The organism is Erwinia sp. AnSW2-5 (assembly GCF_045107195.1).
GTDB lineage: Bacteria > Pseudomonadota > Gammaproteobacteria > Enterobacterales > Enterobacteriaceae > Erwinia.
Genome location: NZ_JBJGXA010000009.1, coordinates 142,981 through 166,972, shown reverse-complemented (window position 1 = coordinate 166,972; position 23,992 = coordinate 142,981). Strand labels below are relative to the sequence as shown.

General features: G+C 58.4%; 21 protein-coding genes. 19 read left to right on the top strand and 2 right to left on the bottom strand.

Annotation, left to right across the window (positions count from 1 at the left end; all coding sequences use genetic code 11):
• Positions 1-116 precede the first annotated feature (116 nt).
• Positions 117-1,574 carry an NAD-dependent succinate-semialdehyde dehydrogenase gene (locus tag ACFL9S_RS08025; protein ID WP_405261307.1) on the top strand — a complete coding sequence of 486 codons (1,458 nt, stop codon included), beginning with the start codon at positions 117-119 and terminating at the stop codon, positions 1,572-1,574.
• Between the two features lie 113 nt (positions 1,575-1,687).
• Here ACFL9S_RS08025 and ACFL9S_RS08020 read toward each other — a convergent pair whose 3' ends face one another.
• Entirely contained in the window at positions 1,688-1,870 is a 183-nt protein-coding gene (locus ACFL9S_RS08020) for a hypothetical protein (RefSeq protein ID WP_405261306.1), read from the bottom strand.
• A 176-nt stretch (positions 1,871-2,046) separates the two neighbouring features.
• On the opposite strand from ACFL9S_RS08020, the gene ACFL9S_RS08015 reads away from it, so the two are divergent.
• The 18 genes from ACFL9S_RS08015 (at position 2,047) to ACFL9S_RS07930 (ending at position 22,814) form a co-directional block, all read left to right on the top strand.
• Positions 2,047-3,516 (top strand): aldehyde dehydrogenase family protein, encoded by a 1,470-nt coding sequence (locus ACFL9S_RS08015; RefSeq protein WP_405261305.1) that lies wholly within the window; start codon positions 2,047-2,049, stop codon positions 3,514-3,516.
• Between the two features lie 42 nt (positions 3,517-3,558).
• Positions 3,559-4,227 (top strand): haloacid dehalogenase type II, encoded by a 669-nt coding sequence (locus ACFL9S_RS08010; RefSeq protein ID WP_405261304.1) that lies wholly within the window; start codon positions 3,559-3,561, stop codon positions 4,225-4,227.
• Between the two features lie 20 nt (positions 4,228-4,247).
• Complete coding sequence (locus ACFL9S_RS08005; protein ID WP_405261303.1) at positions 4,248-5,525, top strand: NAD(P)/FAD-dependent oxidoreductase; 1,278 nt, start codon at positions 4,248-4,250, stop codon at positions 5,523-5,525.
• A 58-nt stretch (positions 5,526-5,583) separates the two neighbouring features.
• Positions 5,584-7,188 (top strand): ABC transporter substrate-binding protein, encoded by a 1,605-nt coding sequence (locus tag ACFL9S_RS08000; RefSeq protein WP_405261302.1) that lies wholly within the window; start codon positions 5,584-5,586, stop codon positions 7,186-7,188.
• A gap of 29 nt (positions 7,189-7,217) precedes the next feature.
• A complete protein-coding gene (locus ACFL9S_RS07995) occupies positions 7,218-8,171 on the top strand; it encodes an ABC transporter permease (protein WP_405261301.1) in 954 nt (317 codons plus the stop codon).
• Entirely contained in the window at positions 8,171-9,025 is an 855-nt protein-coding gene (locus ACFL9S_RS07990) for an ABC transporter permease (protein WP_133843266.1), read from the top strand. The genes ACFL9S_RS07995 and ACFL9S_RS07990 overlap by 1 nt, the downstream gene beginning before the upstream one ends.
• The gene (locus ACFL9S_RS07985) at positions 9,022-10,686 is read left to right on the top strand and encodes an ABC transporter ATP-binding protein (RefSeq protein ID WP_405261300.1); all 1,665 of its coding nucleotides are present in this window, start codon (positions 9,022-9,024) and stop codon (positions 10,684-10,686) included. Before ACFL9S_RS07990 ends, ACFL9S_RS07985 begins: the two co-directional genes overlap by 4 nt.
• A 127-nt stretch (positions 10,687-10,813) precedes the next feature.
• The gene (locus ACFL9S_RS07980) at positions 10,814-12,145 is read left to right on the top strand and encodes an NAD(P)/FAD-dependent oxidoreductase (protein WP_405261299.1); all 1,332 of its coding nucleotides are present in this window, start codon (positions 10,814-10,816) and stop codon (positions 12,143-12,145) included.
• Positions 12,146-12,154: 9 nt separating this feature from the next.
• On the top strand, positions 12,155-13,003 hold the full coding sequence (locus tag ACFL9S_RS07975; RefSeq protein ID WP_405261298.1) for a GNAT family N-acetyltransferase: 849 nt from the start codon (positions 12,155-12,157) through the stop codon (positions 13,001-13,003).
• Entirely contained in the window at positions 13,003-13,929 is a 927-nt protein-coding gene (locus ACFL9S_RS07970; protein ID WP_405261297.1) for a 2-hydroxyacid dehydrogenase, read from the top strand. Before ACFL9S_RS07975 ends, ACFL9S_RS07970 begins: the two co-directional genes overlap by 1 nt.
• A 7-nt stretch (positions 13,930-13,936) precedes the next feature.
• Positions 13,937-15,064, top strand: coding sequence for a M20 aminoacylase family protein (locus ACFL9S_RS07965; protein WP_405261356.1), 1,128 nt, complete (start codon positions 13,937-13,939; stop codon positions 15,062-15,064).
• 139 nt (positions 15,065-15,203) lie between these two features.
• Positions 15,204-16,520, top strand: coding sequence for a 4-aminobutyrate--2-oxoglutarate transaminase (gene gabT, locus ACFL9S_RS07960; RefSeq protein WP_405261296.1), 1,317 nt, complete (start codon positions 15,204-15,206; stop codon positions 16,518-16,520).
• 138 nt (positions 16,521-16,658) lie between these two features.
• The gene (locus ACFL9S_RS07955) at positions 16,659-17,165 is read left to right on the top strand and encodes an Lrp/AsnC family transcriptional regulator (protein WP_105594848.1); all 507 of its coding nucleotides are present in this window, start codon (positions 16,659-16,661) and stop codon (positions 17,163-17,165) included.
• A 434-nt stretch (positions 17,166-17,599) separates the two neighbouring features.
• Complete coding sequence (locus ACFL9S_RS07950) at positions 17,600-18,070, top strand: GNAT family N-acetyltransferase (RefSeq protein WP_405261295.1); 471 nt, start codon at positions 17,600-17,602, stop codon at positions 18,068-18,070.
• Complete coding sequence (locus ACFL9S_RS07945) at positions 18,067-20,127, top strand: hydantoinase/oxoprolinase family protein (protein ID WP_405261294.1); 2,061 nt, start codon at positions 18,067-18,069, stop codon at positions 20,125-20,127. The genes ACFL9S_RS07950 and ACFL9S_RS07945 overlap by 4 nt, the downstream gene beginning before the upstream one ends.
• Positions 20,117-22,096, top strand: a complete 1,980-nt coding sequence (locus ACFL9S_RS07940; RefSeq protein WP_405261293.1) for a hydantoinase B/oxoprolinase family protein — start codon at positions 20,117-20,119, stop codon at positions 22,094-22,096. Before ACFL9S_RS07945 ends, ACFL9S_RS07940 begins: the two co-directional genes overlap by 11 nt.
• A gap of 182 nt (positions 22,097-22,278) precedes the next feature.
• A complete protein-coding gene (locus tag ACFL9S_RS07935) occupies positions 22,279-22,470 on the top strand; it encodes a hypothetical protein (protein WP_405261292.1) in 192 nt (63 codons plus the stop codon).
• Positions 22,470-22,814 (top strand): hypothetical protein, encoded by a 345-nt coding sequence (locus ACFL9S_RS07930; protein WP_405261291.1) that lies wholly within the window; start codon positions 22,470-22,472, stop codon positions 22,812-22,814. The genes ACFL9S_RS07935 and ACFL9S_RS07930 overlap by 1 nt, the downstream gene beginning before the upstream one ends.
• A gap of 39 nt (positions 22,815-22,853) precedes the next feature.
• Here the strand turns inward: ACFL9S_RS07930 and ACFL9S_RS07925 are convergent, their stop codons facing one another.
• Positions 22,854-23,981 (bottom strand): JmjC domain-containing protein, encoded by a 1,128-nt coding sequence (locus ACFL9S_RS07925; protein ID WP_405261290.1) that lies wholly within the window; start codon positions 23,979-23,981, stop codon positions 22,854-22,856.
• Positions 23,982-23,992: the final 11 nt, after the last annotated feature.

Below are 23,992 nucleotides of genomic sequence, written 5' to 3'. Positions count from 1 at the left end.
CATAAAATTTCGTTTCCCGCAGCAAAACACGCGTCGGCAAGCATCGGCCGAAACGATAACGCAGCATTGCCTGCGCCTCCTCCGTTAAAGTGAAATGAACTTATTGAGGAGACGCTATGCTCGCACAACGTTTACAGGATGCCACTCTGCTGCGCCAGCAGGCTTATTTCAACGGACAGTGGCAGGATGCTATCAATGGCGAAACCCTGCCGGTGATCAACCCTTCTACCGGGGAGGTGCTCTGTACGATCCCGTCGCTCGGTGCTGAGGAAACCGAACAGGCAATTGCCTTTGCCGATGCGGCGCGCAAAAGCTGGGCGAAAACACCGAATGCGCAGCGCGCGCTGCTGCTGGAGAAATGGCACCAGCTGATCATCGACAACGCCGACGACCTGGCGATTATCATGACCGCCGAGCAGGGTAAACCGCTGGCGGAAGCCAAAGGGGAAGTGCTGTACGGCGCAGGATTTGTGAAATGGTTTGCCGAAGAAGCCCGCCGTATCTACGGTGACACCATCCCGGCACCGAGCGACGACCGCCGCATCCTCGTGCTGAAACAACCCGTTGGCGTGGCGGCGGCGATTACGCCGTGGAACTTCCCGATTGCGATGATCACCCGCAAAGTCGCCCCGGCGCTGGCCGCCGGCTGCCCGATTATTGTCAAACCCTCAGAGCTGACGCCGCTCTCGGCGCTGGCGCTGGTTGAGCTGGCCCAGCGTGCAGGCATTCCTGCGGGCGTATTGCAGATTGTCACCGGGCTGCCGAAAGCGATTGGGGAAACCCTGACGGGCAGCCGCACGGTGCGTAAAATCTCCTTTACCGGTTCAACCCGTATTGGTCAGCTGCTGATGCAGCAGAGCGCCGACAGCATTAAACGCCTGAGCCTGGAGCTGGGCGGTAATGCCCCGCTGATCGTCTTCGATGATGCCGATCTGGATATCGCCATCAGCGGCGTGATGATGAGTAAATTCCGCAATGCCGGACAGACCTGCGTCTGTGCCAACCGTATCCTGGTGCAGCGCAATATTTATCCGCGCTTTGCCGAACGTCTGCTGGCCGAAGTGGCGAAACTGAAAGTCGCCGACGGATTCGCCGAAGGCAGCACCATCGGGCCGCTGATCAATCAGGCCGCAGTCGCTAAGGTGAACGGCCATATTGAAGATGCGCTCAGCCACGGCGCAGAGCTGCTGGCCGGTGGCATCAGCAACGGCAACGGCACCTTTGTGATGCCGACGGTGCTGGGTGACGTCACCCGCGCCATGCGCATTGCCCACGAAGAGACCTTTGGCCCGGTCGCACCGCTGTTTATCTTCGATACGGAAGAGGAAGCCATTGCGATGGCGAATGACACACCATTCGGTCTGGGTGCTTATTTCTTCACCGAAGATATTCGTCGAGCCTGGCGCGTTGGCGAGGCGCTGGAGTTTGGCATGGTTGGATTTAATACCGGATCGGTTTCGCTGGAAGTGGCACCGTTTGGCGGGATTAAATTATCCGGCGTGGGCCGCGAAGGTTCACGTTATGGCATCGAAGAATATTTGGAATCGAAGGCCTTCCATTTCGGGAGTCTCTAACTTACCCGTCATACTTCAAGCCGCAGATGCGTTGGCTGCATTCATTCACCCCAGTCACTTAGTTATCTAAGCTCCTGGGGATTCATTCTCTTGCCGCCTGCCTGCAACTCGAATTATTTAGGGTAAGGATTAAGGTTAACTCTTAAAAAAGGCCCGCCACCCATAAAGGTGCGGGCTTTTTTTTTATCGGTAATACCAGCACTTAACGCAAAACTGAAACATTCACCGCTCTTATTTGGTGCAAGTTTAGTACCGAATTCACCGCGCTGGTGCATCTTTTTTGTGATGAAAATCATCTATTTAATCACTCGGTTTATCTGGAAAAAAACACCTGCTATTACGGCAGAAAATTTTTTTGCACCCGCTTTTACGCATTATTATTTTTTTGCACGAGTGGCATACTTTCTGCATTGCTTAATACAAATGAAATAACTAAGACCAAAAAGTTCTGGTCTCCATTAAGGGTCTATTCATGCTCAGTTTCGATCCCGACAAAATAGCGTTACCGGCAGGACACTTCATTAATGGTCAGCATCTGACCGGTAAAGGTGAAGCATTAACGGTTAACCGTCCTTCCGATGGCTTACGTGCCGCCGAACTGTTTGAAGCCGATGCCGCGCTGGTCGACGACGCCGTCAGCAATGCTGACCGTGCGGTGCGTGAAAGCGGCTGGGCATCCTGCCCGCCACGCCAGCGCGGTGCGGTGCTGAAGCGCTGGGCTGACCTGATTGCCGCTGACCCGTTGCTGGCGCAGTTAGAGTCTCTCGGTTCTACCCGACCGATTCATGACGTGGTGAACCACGAAATCCCGTTTACCGCCGAAGCGATCCGTTTCTATGCCGAGTGCGCCGACAAATACAGCGGCGATGTGCTGCCCACCCGCGATGCCAGCCTTGGCATGCTGGTGCCGGAGCCTTACGGCGTGATCGGGGCGATTACCCCGTGGAACTTCCCGCTGTCGATGGCTTCCTGGAAATGTGGCCCGGCGCTGGCAGCAGGAAATGCCGTGGTGCTGAAGCCCTCCGAGCTGACGCCGTTCTCTACCGTGCGGATGGCCGAGCTGGCGATCCAGGCGGGCCTGCCTGCGGGCGTGCTGAACATTATTCAGGGCGGCGGGGCCGTGACGGGCAGTTCGCTGGTGGCCCATCCGCTGGTGCGTAAAGTCTCCTTCACCGGATCGACCGCCACCGGGGCACGCATTATGAGCGATGCCGCGTTTAACGGCATGAAGCCGGTGACGCTGGAGCTGGGGGGTAAAAGCCCGCAGCTGGTGTTTGACGACTGCGGCGATATTGATGACGTCGCCGGGCGTATCCTGCGCGGTTTCACCGCCAACGGCGGCCAGGCCTGCGTCGCCGGAACCCGTCTGATTGTTCAGCGCGGCATCCACGATGCGCTGATCGGCAAACTGATTGAACTGTGCCAGGGCTTCCGCGCTGGCGTGACCTGGAATGACGCCAGCCGCTATGCGCCGATGATTGACCGCCGTCAGGCGGAAAAAGTGGCCTCCGTCGTCAGCAGCGCACGTCAGCAGGGCGCGGAAGTGCTGGTGGGCGGCGAGCGTTTTGCGGATACCGGTGAAGGCTACTTCTGGCAGCCAACGCTGCTGGCCGTCAGCGGCAACGATAACCCGGCGGTACAGGAAGAGATCTTTGGCCCGGTCCTCACCGTGCAGATCTTCGACGATGAAGCCGAAGGCCTGGCGCTGGCTTCCCATCCGACCTACGGCCTGTGCGCCGGGGTGCATACCAAAAATATCGACCGTGCTCTGCGTGCGATGCGCGGCATCGCCGCCGGTACGGTGTGGATCAACCGTTATGGCCGCTCCGGCGACTTTATCATTCCTACCGGGGGCTTCCACGGCTCCGGCATCGGCAAAGATCTGGGCCGTCAGGCGTTTGAGGCCTGCCAGCGCTACAAAAGCGTGCTGATCGATTTCTGAAACCTGTTTTCATCCTAAACCGAACTCTGTAGAGGTAGCGTAATGGCTGTGTTTAAACCGAAATACATCACCTTCGATTGCTACGGCACGCTGATCAACTTCGATATGGCCGGTGCTGCTGCCGCCATCTTCGCCGATCGCGTCAGCCCGGCTCAGATGGTGGCGTTTACCACCGACTTCTCAAACTACCGCATGGATGAAGTGCTGGGTGCGTTCAAGCTCTATCCGCTGGTGGTGGCCAATGCGCTGTACCGCACCTGTAACAAATGGGGCGTGGAGTGTACGGATCAGGACTGTGCAGACGTGATGACCGCCTGTGCCACCTGGGGCCCGCACCCTGATGTGCCTGCCGGGCTGGCTATCGTGGCGAAAGAGTTCCCGCTGGTGCTGCTGACCAACTCCACCGATGAGCTGATCAAAAACCATATTCCGCGCCTGGGCGCACCGATCCACATGACCATCACCGCTGAAGAAGTGGGGGCGTATAAGCCGCAGATGAAAGGCTTTGAGGTCATGCTCAACAAGCTGAACTGTGGCCCGGAAGAGATCCTGCACGTCTCCAGCAGCCTGCGTTACGACCTGATGACGGCTTATGACCTCGGCATCAAAAACAAAGTGTTTGTTAACCGGGGTCACGGTCCGGGTAACGCGGCCTATGAGTACAGTGAAATCAACGATATTGGTGGTCTTCCGGGCATCGTCGGGCTGTAGGCTTCAAGAGGAGCAGGGCAATGAAACTGGAATCATTCTGGCAGGCAACGGCACCCGCGTTTACCGGTGCAGCAACGGGCGACCTGCCAGCCACTGCCGATGTGGTGGTGATTGGCGGCGGCTTTACCGGCATCTCTGCGGCACTCAACCTTGCCCGCAGCGGCGTGAAAGTCGTGGTGCTGGAAGCGGGTGAAGTGATGAGCCAGGCCTCCGGCCGCAACGGCGGCCACTGCAATACCGGCGTGGCGCAGAACTTTTCCGCGCTGGTGGAAAGCCAGGGTGTCGAACAGGCCACCCGCTATTACCGTGCCTTTGCCGATGCGGTGGACTATGTACAGAGCGTGGTGGTAGCGGAACAGATCGACTGTGATTTCCGTCGCTGCGGCAAGCTGAAGCTGGCAAGCAAAGCCTCGCATCTGCCGTCGCTGGTGGCGGCATGCGAGATGATGAAACGCCATGTCGACCCGGATGTGGAGATCCTGAGTGCCGATGAGGTGAAGCGTGAGATCGATTCACCGCAGTTCCACGGCGCGCTGTTACAGCGCCACGGCGGCCAGATGCATATGGGGAAATTCGGTGTCGGTCTGGCGGAAGCCGCTGCCCGTGCTGGTGCGGCGATTTATCCGCACAGCGCAGTGACCGGTCTGACGCGCCTCAACGGCTATCGTCACCGCGTCAGTACGGCGAAGGGCGACATCGTGGCAGAAAAAGTGCTGATGGCGACCGGTTGTTCGAACATTGGCCCGTTTGACTGGTTCCAGCGCCGCATTATTCCGGTGGGCAGTTTTGTCGTGGTCACCGAGCCGCTGGATGCCAGCCTGCTTAACCGTTTACTGCCGGGTGACCGTACCTACGTCACCTCGCTCAATCTGGGCAACTACATGCGTACCACCGCCGACCGTCGTCTGGTGTTTGGTGGCCGCGCGCGCTTTGCCATCAGCAGCCCGACCTCGGACGCCAAAAGCGGCGACGTGTTGAAAGCCGGCATGCAGAAGATGTTCCCGACGCTGGGCAAGGTGAATATTGATTACTGCTGGGGGGGACTGGTGGATATGACCGCCGACCGACTGCCTCATGCGGGCGAACAGGACGGGGTGTTTTACTCGCTGGGCTACAGCGGGCATGGCACTCAGATGTCAGTGTGGATGGGCCGGGTGATGGCCGATCTGATAGCAGAGAAAAGCAGCGACAACCCGTGGCAGCGCAGCAGCTGGCCAGCGGTGCCCGGTTACTTCGGGAAGCCCTGGTTCCTGCCGGTAGCCGGGCTGTATTACAAAGTAAAAGACAAAATGTCCTAAATAAGAACATACCCGTTCAGGGTAACCGTGACTCACAACGATTTTTGAGGGTGTGCAAATGAGTAAATTTCGCAAAGAATTTAGCCGTGTTAACCCGAATTTGACCCAGGCGATTACGGATGTTGCTATTTCCCGACGTGGCATGATGAAGCTGCTGTCAGCAGGCGCGGTAATGAGTACCGGCCTGATTGGTTTCCCGGAGTTCAGCTTCGCGGCTGAAGCCCCGGTGAAGGGCGGCAAACTGCGTGCGGCTGTTGCCAACGCCTCTGCCAGCGATACGCTTGACCCGGCGAAAGGCAGCAACAGCGGCGACTACTGCCGCCAGTTTATGTTCTACAGCGGTCTGACCGAACTGGATAAAGAACTGAAAGCGCAGCCTGCGCTGGCAGAGTCCATTACCAGCACCGACGGCCTGAACTGGAACGTGAAGCTGCGGAGTGGCGTGACGTTCCATGACGGTAAAACACTGACCGCGACCGACGTGGTGTACTCCCTCAGCCGCCATAAAGATCCGGCGGTGGCGTCAACGGTGATCACCCTCGCCAGCCAGATGAAAGAGATTAAAGCGGTCAGCCCGTCTGAAGTGCAGATCACCCTCGAACAGCCAAACTTCGACCTGCCGTCGATTCTGGCGACCAGCTCCTTCCTGATTGTGCAGGACGGCACCAAAGACTTCAGCAAAGGCATCGGCACCGGGCCGTTTGTGCTGACCTCGTTCCAGCCGGGTGTGCGCACCGTCGGCAGTAAAAACAAAAACTACTACAAGCCGGGCCTGCCTCACCTCGACGAAGTGGAGCTGATGGGCGTGACCGATCCGGCAGCACGCGTCAATGCGCTGATGTCGGGCGACCTGCATATGGTCTCCACGCTATCCGCCAACGACGTGAAGCGTCTGCGCCAGAACGGCCAGTTCACCATCATGGAAAGTAAATCAGGGATGTACAGTGACCTGATTATCCGCACTGACAAGACGCCGGGTAGCAATGCTGACTTCGTACTGGCAATGAAATATCTGCAACCGCGCGAAATGATTGTGAAAACCGTCTTGCAGGGCTTTGGTGACGTGGGTAACGACACCCCGGTTCCGCCGTGGCATCCGATGTTCAACAAGGATCTGCCACAGCGACCGCTGGATCTCGACAAAGCCAGGTTCCACCTCAAGAAGGCCAATATGGTCGGTGCGAAAGTGGAAATCATCACCACGCCAAATATCGAAGGGGCAGTGGAAGGCGGTCAGTTAATACAGCAGATTGCACGCTCGGCCGGGCTGGATGTGGCCGTGCGTCGCGTGCCGTATGACGGTTACTGGTCAGCTCACTGGATGAAAGATCCGATTGGTTACGGCTCGGTCAACCCGCGTCCGACGCTGGATATGCTGTTCTCCCAGTTCTACTACTCTTCCGCGCCGTGGAACGAATCCGGCTGGAAAAATGCGCAGTTCGACCAGCTGGTCACCGCCGCCCGTGGCGAAAGCGACCAGGGCAAACGCAAGCAGATGTATGGCGACATGCAGAAACTGGTGTACGACAACTGCGGCACGCTGATCCCGGCCTTCATCAGTTCGATGGACGGCTGTAGCAATAAAGTGAAAGGGGTTGAAGCGATGCCGTCAGGCATGATGATGGGCTATCGCTTCCATGAGTATGCCTGGCTGACGTCGTAAATCTTTAATCTTTCACCAGGAGAATGGCGATGAACAGGTACATTTTCACACTGATATTCCGGCGCATAGGGTCGGGTTTACTTACGCTTCTCATTGTTTCGGCGCTGGTGTTCTTTATCACCAGTATGCTGCCGGGCGATGCGGCGCAGATGATCCTTGGCCAGTCCGCGACGCCTGAAACGGTCGCGGCACTGCGCCAGCAGCTCGGTCTGGATCAACCGCTGATCATGCGTTACTTCAGCTGGCTGACCGGTATGTTTCAGGGCGACTTTGGCACCTCCTTCGCCAGTAATCTTCCGGTGACGCAACTGGTGGCGCAACGTATTCCGGCCACCTTCCAGCTCGCCGTCACCACCACCCTGGTGTCGGTGCCGCTGGCGCTGTTTATCGGTATCACCGCCGCCATGAAACGCGGGTCGTTCCTTGACCGCGCACTGGTGGTCAGCACCATGGCCGTGGTGGCGGTGCCAGAGTTTCTGGTCGCCACCGTGGCAGTGATTATCTTTGCGGTCAAACTGCACTGGGTGCCCGCGATGTCGCTTGGCTCCACCCATCAGGATTTCCTGGGTTTCCTGCGCACCTTTGCCCTGCCAGTGATGACGCTGTGCTGCGTGGTGGTGGCGCAGATGGCAAGGATGACGCGCGCCGCTATCGTCAACCAGATGGACAGCCCGTATCTGGAAATGACGTTGCTGAAAGGCGTTTCGCCGCTGCGCGCCATGCTGCGTCATGCGCTGCCGAATGCGGTAGGGCCGATTGCCAATGCCATCTCACTCAGCCTCTCCTACCTGTTTGGCGGGGTGATTATTATCGAAAGTATCTTCAGCTATCCGGGGCTGGCCAGCCAGATGGTCGATGCGGTCAGCAACCGCGACCTGCCTGTGGTGCAGCTCTGCGTGATGTTCTTCGCCGTTTGCTATCTGGTGCTGTTACTGGCGGCTGACATTCTGACTATTGCGTTCAATCCTAAGTGGAGGGGCTGATGAACACATTGACGCTGCCGTGGCGCTTCTTTCAATCTCTCACTATCAGTGGCCGCATCGGCCTGCTGATCACCCTGTTCTGGATCTTTATGGCGGTGTTTGGCACCGCGCTGGCGCCGCACAATCTGGAAGATATCGGCGGTGGCCCGCTGTTCGGTGACTTCAGCCGTGAATTCTGGTTTGGCACCGATTATCTCGGCCGTGACATCTTCAGCCGTATTCTGTTTGGCGCCCGCTACTCGATCGGCCTGGCGCTGACCGCCGCCCTGTTGGCGAGCCTGGTGGGGACGCTGCTGGCGCTGCTGGCGGCCGTGGCCGGGCGCTGGCTGGAGGAAGTGCTGGGGCGCATCAACGATGCCATGCTGGTGCTGCCGGGGAAAATCCTCGCGCTGATGATCGTCGCCGTGTTCGGCTCGTCGCTGCCGATGCTGATTATTACCGCCGTGTTTACCTACTGGCCGGGCGCTTACCGCATCGCCTATGCGATGGCATCCAGCCTGCGTTCGATGGACTATGTGCAGGCATCCCGTCTGCGTGGTGAAAGCCGTCTGTACGTTGCCATCCACGATATTCTGCCGAATATGCTGCACCCGATGCTGACCGATTTCGGCCTGCGTTTTGTCTACATCGTTCTGCTGCTCAGCGGCCTGAGTTTCCTCGGCCTCGGCGTTCAGCCGCCGTATGCTGACTGGGGCACGCTGGTGCGCGAAAACCTGCAAGGGCTGTTTGATGGTTCGCCTGCGGTGCTGATGCCAGCGGTGGCGATTGCCAGCCTGACCATCGGTGCCAACCTGTTTATCGACAGCCTGCAATCGATGCGTTCATTAACTGTTGTTGCTAAGGGGACCGCATGAATATTACGCCACATGCGTCAACGCCGATGGTGTCTGTCGACAATCTGCGTGTGACCGCCCAGGCCGATGATGGCCGCGAGATCGCCCTGGTAGCGGATATCCATTTCACCGTGCAGAAAGGGGAAGTGCTGGCCCTGATTGGTGAATCGGGTTCGGGCAAAACCACCATTGCGCTGGCACTGATGGGTTATGCCCGTCACGGCTGTAAGATCGCCGGGGGCACCGTTCATGTGGCGGGCACCGACGTCACGTCGCTGACGCCATCGCAGCTGTGCCAGTTCCGGGGCAACAAAGTCGCCTATATTGCGCAGAGTGCTGCGGCCTCGTTTAACCCGGCCATGAAAATCATGGACCAGGTGGTCGAGCCGGTGGTGATCCACGGAGTGATGAACCGCGCCGATGCCGAAACCAAAGCGATTGAACTGTTCCGTGAGCTGGCGCTGCCCAACCCGGAAACCATCGGTGACCGCTATCCGCACCAGGTGTCCGGCGGCCAGTTACAGCGACTGATGACGGCGATGGCGCTGATCAGTGACCCGGAAGTGGTGATCCTCGATGAACCCACCACGGCGCTGGATGTGACCACCCAGGTGGAAGTGCTGAAAGCGTTTCGTCGCGTGGTGCGCCAGCGTGGCACCACCGCTATCTACGTCAGCCACGATCTGGCGGTGGTGGCGCAGATGGCCGATAAAATTCTGGTGCTGCTGAAAGGGGCGATTGCCGAATACGGCACCACCGAGCAGCTGCTGCGTGCGCCCCAGGCGGAATACAGCCATCTGCTGCTGGAAGCCGCGAAGCAGAAGCCGCGTCCCAGCCCGTGGGAAGCGCAGGATGAGAGCGTGCAACCGCTGTTGCAGGTGCGCGATCTCTCCGCCGGTTATGGCCCGCTGGACAGCAACGGCCAGCCGAAGATTAAGATCCTCGAAGACATTAATTTCAAACTGTACCGCGGCCAGGCCATTGGCATTATCGGTGAGTCCGGCTCGGGTAAAACCACCCTGGCGCACGCCATTGCCGGAATGAACAAGCCAAGCGGCGGGCATCTTCTGTTTAACGGCCACTACATCGAAGGGGACATGTATAAGCGCCCGGAGAACGAGCTGCGCCGCATTCAGTATGTGTTCCAGATGGCGGACACCGCGCTTAACCCGGCGCACAGCATTGAAACCATTCTCAAGCGCCCGCTGAAGCTGTTCCACGGGTTGCGCGGTGCGGCGCTGGAAAGACGCATGTTGCAACTGCTCGATCTGGTGCGCCTGCCGCGCAGCGTGCTGTGGCGTAAGCCCTGGTCGCTCTCCGGCGGGCAGAAGCAGCGTGTCAACCTGGCGCGTGCGCTGGCGGCGGAACCGGATTTGATCCTGTGTGATGAGGTGACCTCGGCGCTGGATACCGTGGTGGCCGCTGCCGTACTGGATTTGATCACCGAGTTGCGGCGTGAGCTGGGTCTGTCGGTGCTGTTTATCAGCCACGACCTGCATGCGGTACGTTCGGTGTGTGACGAGATTATCGTGGTGAAAAATGGCCGCATGGTCACCCAGGTGGCGCGTGCTGATTACGACAAGCCGTCAACCGAGCTGTACTATGAGAGGCTGAAACGTGCGGTGCCGGAGCTGCGTCAGGGCTGGCTGGACGAGCACGAAGAGAGTGATATCGCGTTGTGATGTTATCCCGGGTCAGGCATGCCTGACCCCTACGGTAAACCGGGGAATGCCTCTTGCCTCGGCTATAAAACCTATTTACGTAGGGGCGAGGCATGCCTCGCCCACAAATTTCAAGGTAAGGAACAACATGCCCGCACCGATTCGATACGTACAGGACAGCCCTCACTTTCCGCTCGCAGCGGATGTGGTGGTGATCGGCGCCGGCATTGCCGGAGCGGCCGCGGCCTATGAACTGGCTAAAAAAGGCGTCAGCGTGGTGCTGATTGAAAAGGGGCTGGTCAGCGGCGAACAGTCCAGCCGTAACTGGGGCTGGTGCCGTCAGCAGAACCGCGACGAGCGCGAACTGCCCCTCATCAAATATGCCCTGCAACGCTGGGGTGAGCTGGGTGCAGAAACCGGTGAAGAGCTGGGCTTTCGTCGCAGCGGGCTGGTGTATGCCACCAAAAGCCAGGATGACATTAATGCCTGGGAAGCCTGGAACACTATGGCGAAAGGCTATGGCTTCCACAGCGAAATTCTTACCGCTGAACGCGCCAGGGCGATGACGCCGGGCAGCACCAGTGCGTGGCTGGGTGGCGTCTCTTCGCCGACGGACGGCCACGCTGAACCCTCACTCGCCGCACCGGGTCTGGCGATTGCCGCTCAGCGTCTGGGCGCGCTGGTGTTTCAGCAGTGCGCGGTGCGCGGACTGGATATCTCTGCCGGGCGCGTCAGCGGTGTATTGACCGAACGCGGCCTGATTAAAACCAGCAGCGTGATCTGCGCGGGCGGCACCTGGACATCGATGTTCTGCCGCCGCCACGGCATCGATCTGCCGCTGGGCAACGTGATTGGTACGGCCTTCCGTACCGCACCGATCGAACAGAAAATTGCCTTACCGCTGTATACCCCGGGGTTCGCCTGCCGTCCGCAGCTGGATGGCAGCTATACCGTTTCCGTCTCCGGCCGTGGACGTCTGGAACCTGGCCTTCAGGGGCTGCGCTATGCGCGTCAGTTCTGGCCGACCTTTAAAGCGCGACGTAAAAACCTGAAGATTCACCTCGGGCTTGCGCCGTTCTTCAACGGCCCGGAATCGCTCGCCCGCTGGCAGATGGATGGCATCTCGCCGTTCGAAAAAGTGCGTATTCTTGATCCGCGCCCGGATATGGCGATGGTGGAAGAGGGACTGAGTGCGATGCGCAAAGAGTTCCCGTCCATGCAGAACGTGCGCCTGGAGCAGGCCTGGGGCGGGATGATCGACAGCACCGCCGATGCGGTTCCGGTGATCTCCCCGGTCGGTAAATTGCCGGGACTGATCCTCTCGGCCGGTTACAGCGCCCACGGTTTCGGTATTGGCCCCGGCGCAGGCCGCCTGGCTGCCGATCTCGCCACCAAAGATACCCCGATTGTTGACCCGACGCCGTTCCGCTATGAGCGTCTGATCGACGGTTCCGGCCTTGATGCGCCGGGCATGATGTAAGGAGCTGAAATGACTATTGAATTCGTTGCGATGAATGAAAATCATCTGGATGCGGCATTTGCCCTGACGCAGCAGATGAAGTGGCCACACCGCCGCGCCGACTGGCAGCAGGCGCTGCTGCTGGGCGAAGGCCTGGTGGCGCAGGAAAATGGTGAGGTGATGGGCACCGCGCTGCGCTGGCGCTGGGGGCGTGACTACGCCACCCTCGGGCTGGTGATTGTCGACGGCGCGCAGCAGGGGCGCGGCATTGGTAAACAGCTGATGCAGCAGACGCTGGCAGCGCTGGAAGGTAGCCATGTGCGCCTGCACGCCACGGAAGCGGGGCAGCCGCTGTATGAAAAACTGGGCTTTGTCGCCACCGGCCATGTAGAGCAGCACCAGTGCCGCGAACTGCCTGCGGTTAAGGCGATTGCCTGCGGTCCGCAGCAGCGGCTGCGGGTCGCCGGGTTACAGGATGCGGCGCTGTTAACGGCGCTGGATCGTCAGGCGCTGGGGCAGCATCGTCCCCTGTTGATCGCCAATCTGATCGACAGTGCGGAGCGTTTCCTGGTGCTGGAAGAGAATGGCACGGCGGCGGGCTTTGCCTGCCTGCGGCGCTTTGGTCATGGCTACGCTATCGGCCCGGTGATCGCGCGCACGCTGCCGAATGCGAAGCTGCTGGTCAGCCAGCTGTTAAGCGGTGTCAGCGGCCAGTTTGTGCGTATTGATACCGACCGTTCAGCGGGCTTGGGTCCGTGGCTGAATGCACTGGGGATGGTGGAAGTGGATGCACCAACCACCATGTACAAAGGCGTGCCGTGGCAGCCTGAAGCGGGCGGGATGCAGGCATTTGGGCTGATGAGCCAGGCGATGGCCTGATGAATATTGTCTATAAGTCAGAACCCGAACGCGGGAATAAATGGGCCGCCCTGGTCGCAGAAATGGCCCCGGCAGCCAGCTTTCGCCTGTGGCCGGATATTGGCAACCCGGAAGAGGTCGAGTACCTGGTGGCCTGGGTGCCGCCGGACACTATCATGCAGCAGTTTCCCAATCTGAAAGTGCTGTTTTCTGTTGGGGCAGGGGCCGACCAGTTCGACTATGCCAGCCTGCCGCCGGAACTGCCGGTGGTGCGGATGATCGAACCGGGCCTGACCAGCGGAATGGTGGAATACGTCACCTTCGCCGTGCTGGGCCTGCACCGCGATATGCCACGCTACCTGCAACAGCAGCGCGACGGTATCTGGCAGGCACACAGCGTGCACACTGCGGCCAGCCGTCGCATTGGCGTGATGGGCCTGGGCACGCTGGGCGAGGCGGTACTGAAACCGCTGGTGGCGCTGGGCTTTGACTGCGGTGGCTGGAGCCGGACGCCGCGCGACCTGCCGGGCGTGCGCTGCTGGGCCGGTAACGACCAGTTGCCTGAGTTCCTCGCCCGTACCGACATTCTGATCTGCCTGCTGCCGCTGACGGCCAGCACGGAAGGGATGCTGAACGCTGACCTGTTCAACCAGCTCCCCGCCGGAGCCGCGCTGGTGCAGGTGGGGCGCGGGGCGCAGCTTAATTACGAGGATCTCGTCAGTGCGCTGGACAGCCAGCAGCTGAGCGCCGCCGTGGTGGATGTCACCGCGCCGGAGCCGCTGCCCGCAGGACATGCGTTCTGGCAGCATCCGGCGATCTGGCTGACGCCACATATTGCCAGCCAGACGCAGCCAGAAAGCGCAGTGAAAGCCCTGCTGGACAATATTCGCCGCTTTGAACGCGGTGAATCCATGATCGGCGTGGTCGATCGCGATAAAGGATATTGAGATGGATATGGCGCATTTAGTCGCGCTGCGACGTGACCTGCATCAGCATCCCGAACTGGGTTATCACGAGCACCGCACCAGCGGTCTGGTGGCTGACTTCCTCACGGCGTTAGGGCTGGAAGTGCATTGCGGCATCGGTCAAACCGGCGTGGTGGGGGTGCTGAAACGCGGCACCAGCACGCGGGCAATCGGTCTGCGGGCCGATATGGATGCGCTGCCTATGGACGATAACGGCAGCCAGCCGTGGAAAAGCCAGCAGCCGGGCAAGTGCCACGCCTGCGGTCACGATGGCCACACCGTGATGCTGCTGGGGGCGGCCGAGCAGCTGGCCGCTGACCCGGATTTTGACGGCACGGTGAACTTTATCTTCCAGCCTGCGGAAGAGGGGCTGGCCGGGGCGCAGGCGATGATCGACGACGGCCTGTTTACCCGCTTCCCCTGTGATGCGGTTTACGCCATTCACAACTGGCCACAGCTGCCGCTGGGCACCGTCCAGACGCGGCCAGGGCCGATTATGGCGGCGGGCGATGCGTTCAGCATCACCGTGGAAGGCGGCGGCGGCCATGCCGCGCAACCACAGCTGACGCCGGATACCCTGCTGGCGACCAGTGAGCTGGTGGTGGCGCTGCATACCATTGTCAGCCGCGATCTCGACCCGTGCGATCCGGCGGTGTTGACGGTAACGCGCATTAACGGCGGCTTCTCCCACAATATGATCCCGGCGCAGGCGACCCTGACCGGTACGGTGCGCACTTTTGACAGCGCGGTGCAGGACCGCATTGAGCAGCGCATGCGCGAACTGGCGCAGCATGTGACGGCGGCGCACGGGCTGACCGCCACGGTGACCTATGACCGTTACTACCCGGCGACTATCAACAGCGAAGATGAAGCGGGCGTTGCGCTGAACGCCGCACGCCGCGCGGGTCTGGAGCACGGCCCTGCGCCGAAACCGGCGATGACCTCGGAAGATTTCTCCTTTATGTTGCAGGCCAAACCGGGCGCTTACGTCTGGCTGGGCTCTGCGGAAAGCCGCCCGCTGCATCACTCTGAATACGACTTTAACGATGCGCTGATCCCGTACGGCATCCGCTGGTTTTGCGCGGTGGTGCAGGAAACGCTGGCGGTAAAAATTTAATCCAACGTTTAGGACGAATTACGAAAGTTAATGCTGCCGCCGCCCGTGGAACGGCAGCTTTCCCTGACGGCTTATTGCGATACTTGACCCATGCCCGCTAAGGGCAAACTATTCATCTTCACGTCAATGAGGCAAATAAATGCACAATTTACTGGCTGAACAGCAGACATTCTCTGATAACGCCCTGTTTCTGGACGCTCGTGCAGAAAATGTTCCCCGTGGCGTAGTGACCGCACACCCGATCGTGATTGCCAAAGGCAAAGGTTCGGAAGTCTGGGATGTGGAAGGCAATCGTTATTTAGATTTCGTCGGCGGCATTGGCGTATTAAACGTGGGCCACAGCCATCCGGCGGTGATTAATGCCGTGACCGAGCAGTTGCAGCTGGTCACCCACGCCTGTTTCCAGGTGGCGGCTTACCCTGGCTATATCGAGCTGGCAAAACGCCTGAATAAGCTGGTGGGCGCGGGTGAAGAATTCAAAAGCGTGTTTTTCACCAGCGGTGCGGAAGCGGTAGAAAATGCGGTGAAAATTGCGCGTGCCCATACTAACCGTCCCGGCATTATTGCGTTTGATGGTGCGTTCCACGGGCGTACCTTATTAGGCGTGACCTTAACCGGTATGAGCCAACCGTATAAGCAGAACTTCGGCCCGTTCCCGGGGGATATTTACCGTGTACCGTTCCCGAATGCGTTCCACGATATTTCCGAAGAGGATTGCTTAAAAGCGCTGGATACTCTGTTTGCGGTGCAGATCCTGCCTGAGCGCGTGGCGGCGATAATTATCGAGCCCGTGCAGGGCGATGGTGGCTTCCTGCCGGCGTCCCCGGCGTTTATGCGGGCACTGCGTGACATCACTGAGCGCCACGGCATTCTGCTGATCTGCGACGAAGTGCAGACCGGCTTTGGCCGTACCGGCAAGATGTTTGGCTTCCAGCACACCGGGATTGTGCCGGACCTGGTCACCGTGGCGAAAAGCCTTGGCGGCGGTCTGCCGATCTCTGGCGTGGTGGGCAAAGCGGCGATTATGGATGCACCAACCCCAGGCGGGCTGGGCGGCACCTATGGCGGTAACGCGCTGGGCTGCGCGGCGGCGCTGGCCGTGCTTGATCTGTTCGAGCAGGGTAATCTGCTGGAGCGTTCTAACCAGCTCGGCGAGCAGTTGAATGCGCGTCTGCACCAGCTGGCCGACAAATATGCCTGCATTGGTGAAGTGCGCGGGATTGGCTTTATGCAGGCGGTCGAGATTATCGACTTCGAAACCAAACAGCCGGATGCGGCATTGACGCAGAAAATCCTCGATTGCGCCTGCCAGGAAGGGTTGCTGTTGATTAAATGTGGCCTGCACCGTAATACCGTGCGTTTCCTGGCGCCTTTGGTCACCAGTGATTCACAGCTGGAAGAGGCATTGCACATTTTCGATATCGCACTGGCGCGTGCAACGGGGCGTTTAGGCTAATCAGACAGATGCTTCCTCATTGATATTGTTGCAGTTATTGATGATAACGCGCGAAGGGTATGGCGCGGTAAAACACTGGCGCAAGTTGTTGAAAGCGTGTTATACCTTTTGAGTGATGTGAAACAATGAAGGGGTTCTATGAACGGCTTAATGAAACTGGACCGTATCGACATTAATATTCTGGTGCAGCTACAGAAAGATGGCCGTATTAGCAATGTGAACCTTGCCGATGCGGTTGGGCTTTCGCCCAGCCCCTGCCTGCAACGCGTGAAGCGCCTTGAAACCGCGGGATTTATTACCGGTTACGAGGCCCACATCAATCTGACGAAAATCACCGACTCGGTCACTGTTTTCACTGAAGTGACGCTGTCCGGCCATCGCCGCGAAGATTTTATGAAGTTTGAGAACGCCATTCGTGAGGTGGATGAACTGATGGAGTGTCATCTGATCACCGGTGGTTATGACTATCTGTTGCGCTTTATTACCCGCAGTATTGAGCATTATCAGGAAGTGATTGAAGGACTGCTGGATGCCAAAGTGGGCATCGACAAATACTTCAGTTATATCGTGATTAAATCACCGATTATGAAAAGCAGTGTGCCGCTGCGCTCACTGATTACCCGCCATACGCAAGTCGAGTTCTGACAGAGTAAAGTCCAGGACCGCCTGAATTCATCACCCGTAGTGGTCGACCATCCGTTTCGATCGTGTAGTGGCCGACCCTTTGTTCCGGTCGGCCATTGATGCCGGGCGATATGTTGCTTCACCTTACGGGTCGATCGGAAAAGATGATCGACCCCTACGTGATCGATGCAGGCACTGAGTTTCGGTCGACCAGTGACGCGGACCCAGCCAGTAGTGCAAATCCTTAGCGCGGGGTGACCGGAACAAAAGGTCACCCCCTACGAAAATCGTACGATTGTGGCGTTTTTATGACTGCCACTTCCACCCGGCAGAATATTTCCTCCCCCCCCACTAATTCCCCACAAAACGCCGTCTTACCCGGTCTCAACCAAAAAACTCCCGCTGCTAAAGGCTTTACACTCTTTTTAACCCTCAGAAAACAGTCAGGAATCCTTATGCTGAAGCCGGTTGTCCCCGTGGTTGCCGAATGGCAGCGCGATGAATATCTGTTAAGCAGCGATGCCAGCAAACTCGATATTGGCTGGATCCATCGCCAGCTTTCCGAAAAAAGTTACTGGGCAGCCGGGCAGACGCTGGCCACCACGGAGCGCTCCTTGTCGGCATCCATGCCCTTCGGTATTTACTGGCAACAGCAGCAGGTTGGTTTTGGAAGACTGATCACCGATTACAGCCGCTTTGCCTATCTTAGCGATGTGATGATTGATGATGCCCACCGTGGAAAAGGCCTCGGTAACTGGTTTGCCGCCACTATCCTGACCCACCCGGAATTACAAACGATAAAACGCTGGATGCTGGCCACCGACGATGCCCACGAGGTCTATCGCCGGGCGGGATGGCAGCCGGTAGAAAAGCCACAACGATTGATGGAATTTATTCCCACCCCACCAGAGGAAAACACCCCATGAGTTACCGCGTTGGCGTCGATATTGGCGGATCGTTCACGGATTTTGCGCTGCTGGACGAGCGTGATAACAGCATCCGCACCCTGAAAGTCCTGTCGCGCCCTGACAGCCCCGGCAGTGAAATCACCACCGGGCTGGCTGCATTTCAGCAGCGTGACGGCATTGATCCAACAGAGATTACCTATTTCACACACGGCACCACCGTTGGCGTGAACGCGGTGATCCAGCGTAAAGGCGTCAAGCTGGCGCTGTTTGCGACGGAAGGCTTCTGCGATGTGCTGGAACTGGCCCGGCTTAAAATTCCCCATATTCACGATCTGTTCTCGCGCCGACCTGTACCGCTGATCTCCCGCGACCGGGTGTTTGCCATTAGCGAACGTACCGACCGTGATGGCAAGGTGTTACAGCCCGTTGATCGCCAGAGCGTGGTTTATGCGGTGGAAGCCGCCCGCGTGGCAGGCTGTGAAGGCATCGTGGTTTCACTGCTGCACAGTTATCGCAACGGCAGCAATGAAGCGGTGGTGCGTGAGATCGTTGCCGAACTGGCCCCCGATCTGCTGACCTCCTGTTCGGCAGAGATCTGGCCGATTATCCGTGAATACGAACGTACCATCACCGCCGTGATTAACGCCTATGTGCAGCCGAAAGTGATCCATTACCTGGACGCCTTCGAGCGTGCGCTGAAGGAAATGGGGGTGCCGGTTCCACCGCGTATTACCAAATCCAACGGTGGCGTAATGGGACTGGCGCAGGCCAAAGCCGAATGCGTGCAGATGGTGCTGTCCGGCACCGCTTCCGGGGTGATGGGCGCCAGCTATATTGCGGAAAGCTGCGGCTTTGACCGCCTGTTGAGCCTGGATATCGGTGGCACCAGCGCCGATGTCGCGGTAATTATCAATGGCCGCCCGGAATACGGCAGCGGTGAAATTATCGGGGACTTCCCGATCTATATTCCTTCTGTTTCTGTTACCTCGGTCGGTCAGGGCGGAGGCTCCATCGCCTGGATTGACAGCCTTGGCGTGTTGCAGGTTGGCCCGGACAGTGCCGGTTCTCTACCTGGCCCGGTGTGTTTCCGCCGTGGCGGCACGGAAGCCACGGCCACTGACGCCTTTGCGGCCTGTGGTCTGATTGGTCACGGCGATCTGGGGTATAACGCGGTGCAGGTGGATGTGGCCGGGGCGCGTGCGGCAGTTGGGAAACTGGCCGATCCGCTGGGGATCAGCATCGAAGAGACGGCAGAAAATATTATTGCGCTGGCGATCTCCAGTATGTACAGCGACACCAGCGGGCTGATCTCACGCTTTGGCCTCGACCCGCGCGAATTCTATTTCCTCGCCTTTGGCGGTGCCGGGCCGATGATGGGCTGCTTCCTGGCGCGTGAGCTGAAACTGAAAGGCGTGGTGGTGCCGCCGACGCCAGGCGTGCTGTCTGCGCTGGGTGGCCTGGTGGCCGATATTAAAAACGACTTTATCCGCACGCTGTACTGCGACCTGACGGTGGCGGTCAGCGACCGTCTGCAACAGAATGCGCAGCAGCTGCGTACCGAAGCCGAAGGCTGGCTGGCGCGTGAGTACGGTGCAGAGTTGCCGTACGAACTCAGCTTCTCTGCCGATATGCGTTATCGCGGCCAGTCCTTTGAAATTGATGTGGTACTGCAACAGTCCTGGCTGCTGGCAGGTGATCTGGCGGCGATCCGCAGTGCCTTCGATGCGCATCATACCCGGTTGTTTGGTCATCATGATGCTGAGGCTGCCGTGCAGTTGATCAATCTGCGGCTGGTGCTGTCATCGCCGACCCCGAAACCGCGCCTGACCACGCTGGCGGCGGCCGAAGGGCCGGTTCCGGTGCTGCGTGAGGTGGAAGCCTGGATTGACGGACGCTGGTGGCAGGTGGATGTGGTGTCACGCAGTGCGCTGTTCGCCGGGCATCAGCTCAGCGGCCCGGTGATCATTGCACAGGATGACTGTACCACCTGTGTTCCCCCGCAAATGCAGGTCGATGTTGACCACTATGGCAACCTGATTATTACCCCGCAAACCGGAGCACATCATGGCAATTGATGGTCGTAACCTGCAAATTCTCGCCAACTACTGCGCGGCCGCTGCCGATGCGATGGCGTTTACCCTGATGCGCACCGCGCACTCCACCTTTGTTAAAGAGACGGAAGATTTCTCCTGTCAGATTGTCAGCCGTGACGGCCTGGCGTTTGCCTCACCGCGCAGCTTTGGCGCGCCCTGGTACAGCGGCATTGATTATGGCCCGGTGCTGGAGCTGATTGATGGCTACCAGGAAGGGGATATCTGCATCACCAATGATTCCTATGCGGGCAATGTTGCCACGCACTCGCCGGATATTCATATCTGGAAACCGGTGTTTTATGACGGCGAAATTACCTGCTTTGTAGTGGGCCACATTCATAACACTGACGTGGGCGGTGCGGTGCCTGCTTCACTGTCGCGTTCCCTGACGGAAATCGTGCAGGAAGGTATCCGCATTCCGCCGCTGAAAATCATCAGCGGTGGCGTGCTGAACCATGAGGTGGCGCGCATTATGCGCCTTAACGTGCGTGCGCCGGATCAGAACTGGGGCGACTTTAATGCCCAGATCGCGTCCGTGAATATTGGCGAGCGTAAGGTGCAGGAGATCATCGCCCGCTTTGGTATCGATGACTTCCTCACCGGTATTGAAGGTATCCTCGATTATGCCGAACAGCAGGCGCGCGGCATTATCAGCACTATCCCGGACGGTGACTACTTCTACGCGGATTACGCGGACGAAGATGGCGAAGGCGGCTATCCCTGCCGTATCGCCGTGACGCTGCGGGTCACCGGCGACAGTCTGGAGCTGGATTATACCGGCAGCGACCCGCAGCTGATGTCATCACTGAATATGCCCACGGGCGGGCGCGAACGTCACCCGCTGGCGCTGGTTGGCGTGACCTATGTGCTCTCCACGCTCGATCGTTCATTGCTGCTGAATGCCGGTACGCTGCGGCCGACGCGGGCGATCCTGCCGCCAGGCACCATTATGAACTGTGAAGCCCCAGCTGCGGTTGGCATGCGCTCTCTGACCTGCGCCATGTCGCAGATTGCCACCGTCGGTGCATTCTCGCTGGCGATGCCGGAGCGCCTGCCGGCGAACTCACCTGGCGGTAACTCGATTATCAATATTCGTACCGTGGATGGGCTGAATCGCAGCGTGGTGGCCTCGCTCGGCCCGGTCGGTGGCGGCGCGGGCGGCACGCCTAAACATGATGGCCCGGACGGCTCCGGTGGTTTATCCGCATTCCTGAAAAACACACCGATTGAGATCAACGAAGCCGAGGTTCCGGTGCGTTTCCTGCGTTATGGTCTGGCGACGGACAGCGCTGGTGCCGGAGAATATCGCGGTGGGCTGGCGACGGAAATGGCCTTTGAGGTGTTTGCACCGAATACCACCATTACGGCGCGTAACCGCAACCGTTCCGTCTTCTCCTCTGCCGGGGCGGCAGGTGGGCGGGCCGGAAGCACTTCATGGTTCCGTACCGAACATGCCGATGGCCGGGTAACGGAGCATGGAAATACCGATGTGATCCACTGTGGTCCGGGTGATGTGGTGGCCATCAAAGGTCCGGGCGCCGGTGGCTACGGACTGGCGAAGCACCGCCGGGTGCAGGCGGTTTTGCAGGATGTGCAGTGTGGTTTCCTGACGGAGCAGGCGGCGCGGGAGCAGTACGGTGTGGCGTTACAGCGCGGTGAGATCGACGAAGTCGGTACAGCCCGTCTGCGGGCTGCGATGCCGGAGGGCAACGGCGAACACTTTGATGTCGGTGATGCTCGGCGCACCTTCGAAACGGTCTGGACCCCAGAGCGTTATCAACGGCTGACGGCGTTTCTGGCGCAGCAACCTATCGTGTGGCGCCACTTCCTCAAGCACCAGGTGTTTGCTGCGGTGAAAGCGGGTGAGTGCAGTGAACTGGGGCTGGATGAGCAGATGTCGCAGCTGTTTGCCGGGCTGAAGCTGCGTTTCCCTGCGCTGGGCGCGGTGTAATTATTTCCCCCACACAAATTCTGCGAGCTGTCCCGAATAACGGGATTTGTGTGGGGACTGTTTTGTATTTTGCGATGGTAATTGCTTTTTTTTACGGTAATATTTCCGTGCGATAAAGTTGTTTTTTAATAGTGTAAGTCAGTCACGATAATATATTACGGGAATCAATAAGAGAGGTAGATATGGATTTCAGCCTTAAAACATTTATGCATGCGGGGATTGGTGGCTCGGGATTAGGTTTTGGCTCGTCAGGGTTTGTCCCTCTGTTATTCCCCTCAATGCCGTTCACTGACTTTATGATGTATTTTGGTGCGATAGCCGGGGCAGTGGTCTTCATCTTGCTCTATCTGTACTTCGTCTGGCAGGATCGCTAATGCAGGCATCCTGGTATTTTCCGCATGATAATCAACAGTTGATGCATTTCTATTTTGTCATTTGTTCAGCTTATATGTTGATTCATCTGGTTCTGGACTGGCGGTCAGAAAAAACACCGCCATTTTCATTCAGTAACATGAAATATAAATTACACCAGGTTTTCTCTGGTATAACGTTAGCATCAAGCGCTTTTTTCATCGTTATTATTGTGGACCTGTCGAATCCACTCCGTTATTCCGATGCATTAATTGTACCGCTTACTTATGCAGCATTATCTGGAATACTGATTTCCCTTTCTGATATCGTTCCAGACGCTGACGAACAAGGGGAAATAAAACGGTGACGGACGACTGCATGGGGGGCAGTCGTCCTCTGATAAAGATTACTCTTCGTCAGCAAAATACCAGTAGCCGCTGTTTACCAGCGCTGCCAGCTGAGCGAGGAAGGATGGGTCATCCAGCGCATCACCGAACTGATCCTGCCCCAGCGTTAAATCGTTCGCCAGTGCGGTCAGGGCTGCCCGGTGCTGCGATTCAACCTGCTCACCGTTGATAAACACGGCATTACCAATCGATACCACGCGCAGGCCACCAAGGCGTGAAAGCTGATCACCCTGTTGCAGTGCATCGTAGATCTCATCCGGTTGATAAGGCGGTTCCGGTGGCGCAACGTCCAGTTCGTGGCGAGATTGTGAGATAAACTCACCAAACCACTGATTAAAGTGCTCAGGTTGGTTGATCACCTCCATCATCATGGCGCGAATGCCGTCCAGTTCAGCAGGCAGGATCTCTGCGTTGTGCTCGCGAGGCTGCACATCCGGATCGCTGAAACGGCGGCTGCCCAGCTCACGCGCCAGCACGTAATCAGCAAAGCCGCTGATCAGTTCGCGACCGCTGGGTGCGCGGAAGCCGACCGAATAGTTAATAGCGTTTTCCAGCGAGTAACCTTCGTGCGGGAATCCTGGCGGAATATAGAGAATATCGCCGGGTTCCATCTCTTCATCGATGATGGCGTCAAAAGGTTCAACCTGAAGCAGATCCGGGTGTGGACAGTGCTGCTTCATTTCCGTTTTTTCACCCACGCGCCAGCGACGGCGGCCGGTGCCCTGGATAATAAACACGTCATACTGGTCGAAGTGAGGGCCGACGCCGCCACCTGGCACCGAGAAGGAGATCATCAGGTCGTCAACTCGCCAGTCAGGGATCATCCGGAAGGGATGCATCAGGGCGGCAGAAGGTTCATGCCAGTGGTCTACCGCCTGTACCAGCAGTGACCAGTTGTTTTCGCCAAGATGATCGAAGCTCTCAAACGGGCCGTGACTGACTTCCCATTTCCCGTCCTGGTGGCTGACCAGGCGGCTGTCGACTTCATTTTCCATCGCCAGACCCGCCAGTTCGTCAGGGGAAATAGGGTCAACGAAGTTTTTGAAGCCGCGCTTGAGGACTACCGGGCGTTTCTGCCAGTAGCGCTGAATAAAATCGGGCCAATTGAGATCGAGCTGATAATCCATGATGGTTTCCT

Excerpts from the sequence above, each read along its gene's own strand:
- ACFL9S_RS08015 (WP_405261305.1), top strand. The coding sequence starts at position 2,047 with ATGCTCAGTTTCGATCCCGACAAAATAGCGTTACCGGCAGGACACTTC.
- ACFL9S_RS07985 (WP_405261300.1), top strand. The coding sequence starts at position 9,022 with ATGAATATTACGCCACATGCGTCAACGCCGATGGTGTCTGTCGACAAT.
- ACFL9S_RS07945 (WP_405261294.1), top strand. The coding sequence starts at position 18,067 with ATGAGTTACCGCGTTGGCGTCGATATTGGCGGATCGTTCACGGATTTT.
- ACFL9S_RS08000 (WP_405261302.1), top strand. The coding sequence starts at position 5,584 with ATGAGTAAATTTCGCAAAGAATTTAGCCGTGTTAACCCGAATTTGACC.
- ACFL9S_RS08025 (WP_405261307.1), top strand. The coding sequence starts at position 117 with ATGCTCGCACAACGTTTACAGGATGCCACTCTGCTGCGCCAGCAGGCT.
- ACFL9S_RS07970 (WP_405261297.1), top strand. The coding sequence starts at position 13,003 with ATGAATATTGTCTATAAGTCAGAACCCGAACGCGGGAATAAATGGGCC.
- ACFL9S_RS07950 (WP_405261295.1), top strand. The coding sequence starts at position 17,600 with ATGCTGAAGCCGGTTGTCCCCGTGGTTGCCGAATGGCAGCGCGATGAA.
- ACFL9S_RS07925 (WP_405261290.1), bottom strand. The coding sequence starts at position 23,981 with ATGGATTATCAGCTCGATCTCAATTGGCCCGATTTTATTCAGCGCTAC.
- ACFL9S_RS08010 (WP_405261304.1), top strand. The coding sequence starts at position 3,559 with ATGGCTGTGTTTAAACCGAAATACATCACCTTCGATTGCTACGGCACG.
- ACFL9S_RS07990 (WP_133843266.1), top strand. The coding sequence starts at position 8,171 with ATGAACACATTGACGCTGCCGTGGCGCTTCTTTCAATCTCTCACTATC.
- ACFL9S_RS07955 (WP_105594848.1), top strand. The coding sequence starts at position 16,659 with ATGAACGGCTTAATGAAACTGGACCGTATCGACATTAATATTCTGGTG.
- ACFL9S_RS07980 (WP_405261299.1), top strand. The coding sequence starts at position 10,814 with ATGCCCGCACCGATTCGATACGTACAGGACAGCCCTCACTTTCCGCTC.
- ACFL9S_RS08020 (WP_405261306.1), bottom strand. The coding sequence starts at position 1,870 with ATGATTTTCATCACAAAAAAGATGCACCAGCGCGGTGAATTCGGTACT.
- ACFL9S_RS07995 (WP_405261301.1), top strand. The coding sequence starts at position 7,218 with ATGAACAGGTACATTTTCACACTGATATTCCGGCGCATAGGGTCGGGT.
- ACFL9S_RS08005 (WP_405261303.1), top strand. The coding sequence starts at position 4,248 with ATGAAACTGGAATCATTCTGGCAGGCAACGGCACCCGCGTTTACCGGT.
- ACFL9S_RS07975 (WP_405261298.1), top strand. The coding sequence starts at position 12,155 with ATGACTATTGAATTCGTTGCGATGAATGAAAATCATCTGGATGCGGCA.
- ACFL9S_RS07940 (WP_405261293.1), top strand. The coding sequence starts at position 20,117 with ATGGCAATTGATGGTCGTAACCTGCAAATTCTCGCCAACTACTGCGCG.
- gabT (WP_405261296.1), top strand. The coding sequence starts at position 15,204 with ATGCACAATTTACTGGCTGAACAGCAGACATTCTCTGATAACGCCCTG.
- ACFL9S_RS07965 (WP_405261356.1), top strand. The coding sequence starts at position 13,937 with ATGGCGCATTTAGTCGCGCTGCGACGTGACCTGCATCAGCATCCCGAA.
- ACFL9S_RS07935 (WP_405261292.1), top strand. The coding sequence starts at position 22,279 with ATGGATTTCAGCCTTAAAACATTTATGCATGCGGGGATTGGTGGCTCG.
- ACFL9S_RS07930 (WP_405261291.1), top strand. The coding sequence starts at position 22,470 with ATGCAGGCATCCTGGTATTTTCCGCATGATAATCAACAGTTGATGCAT.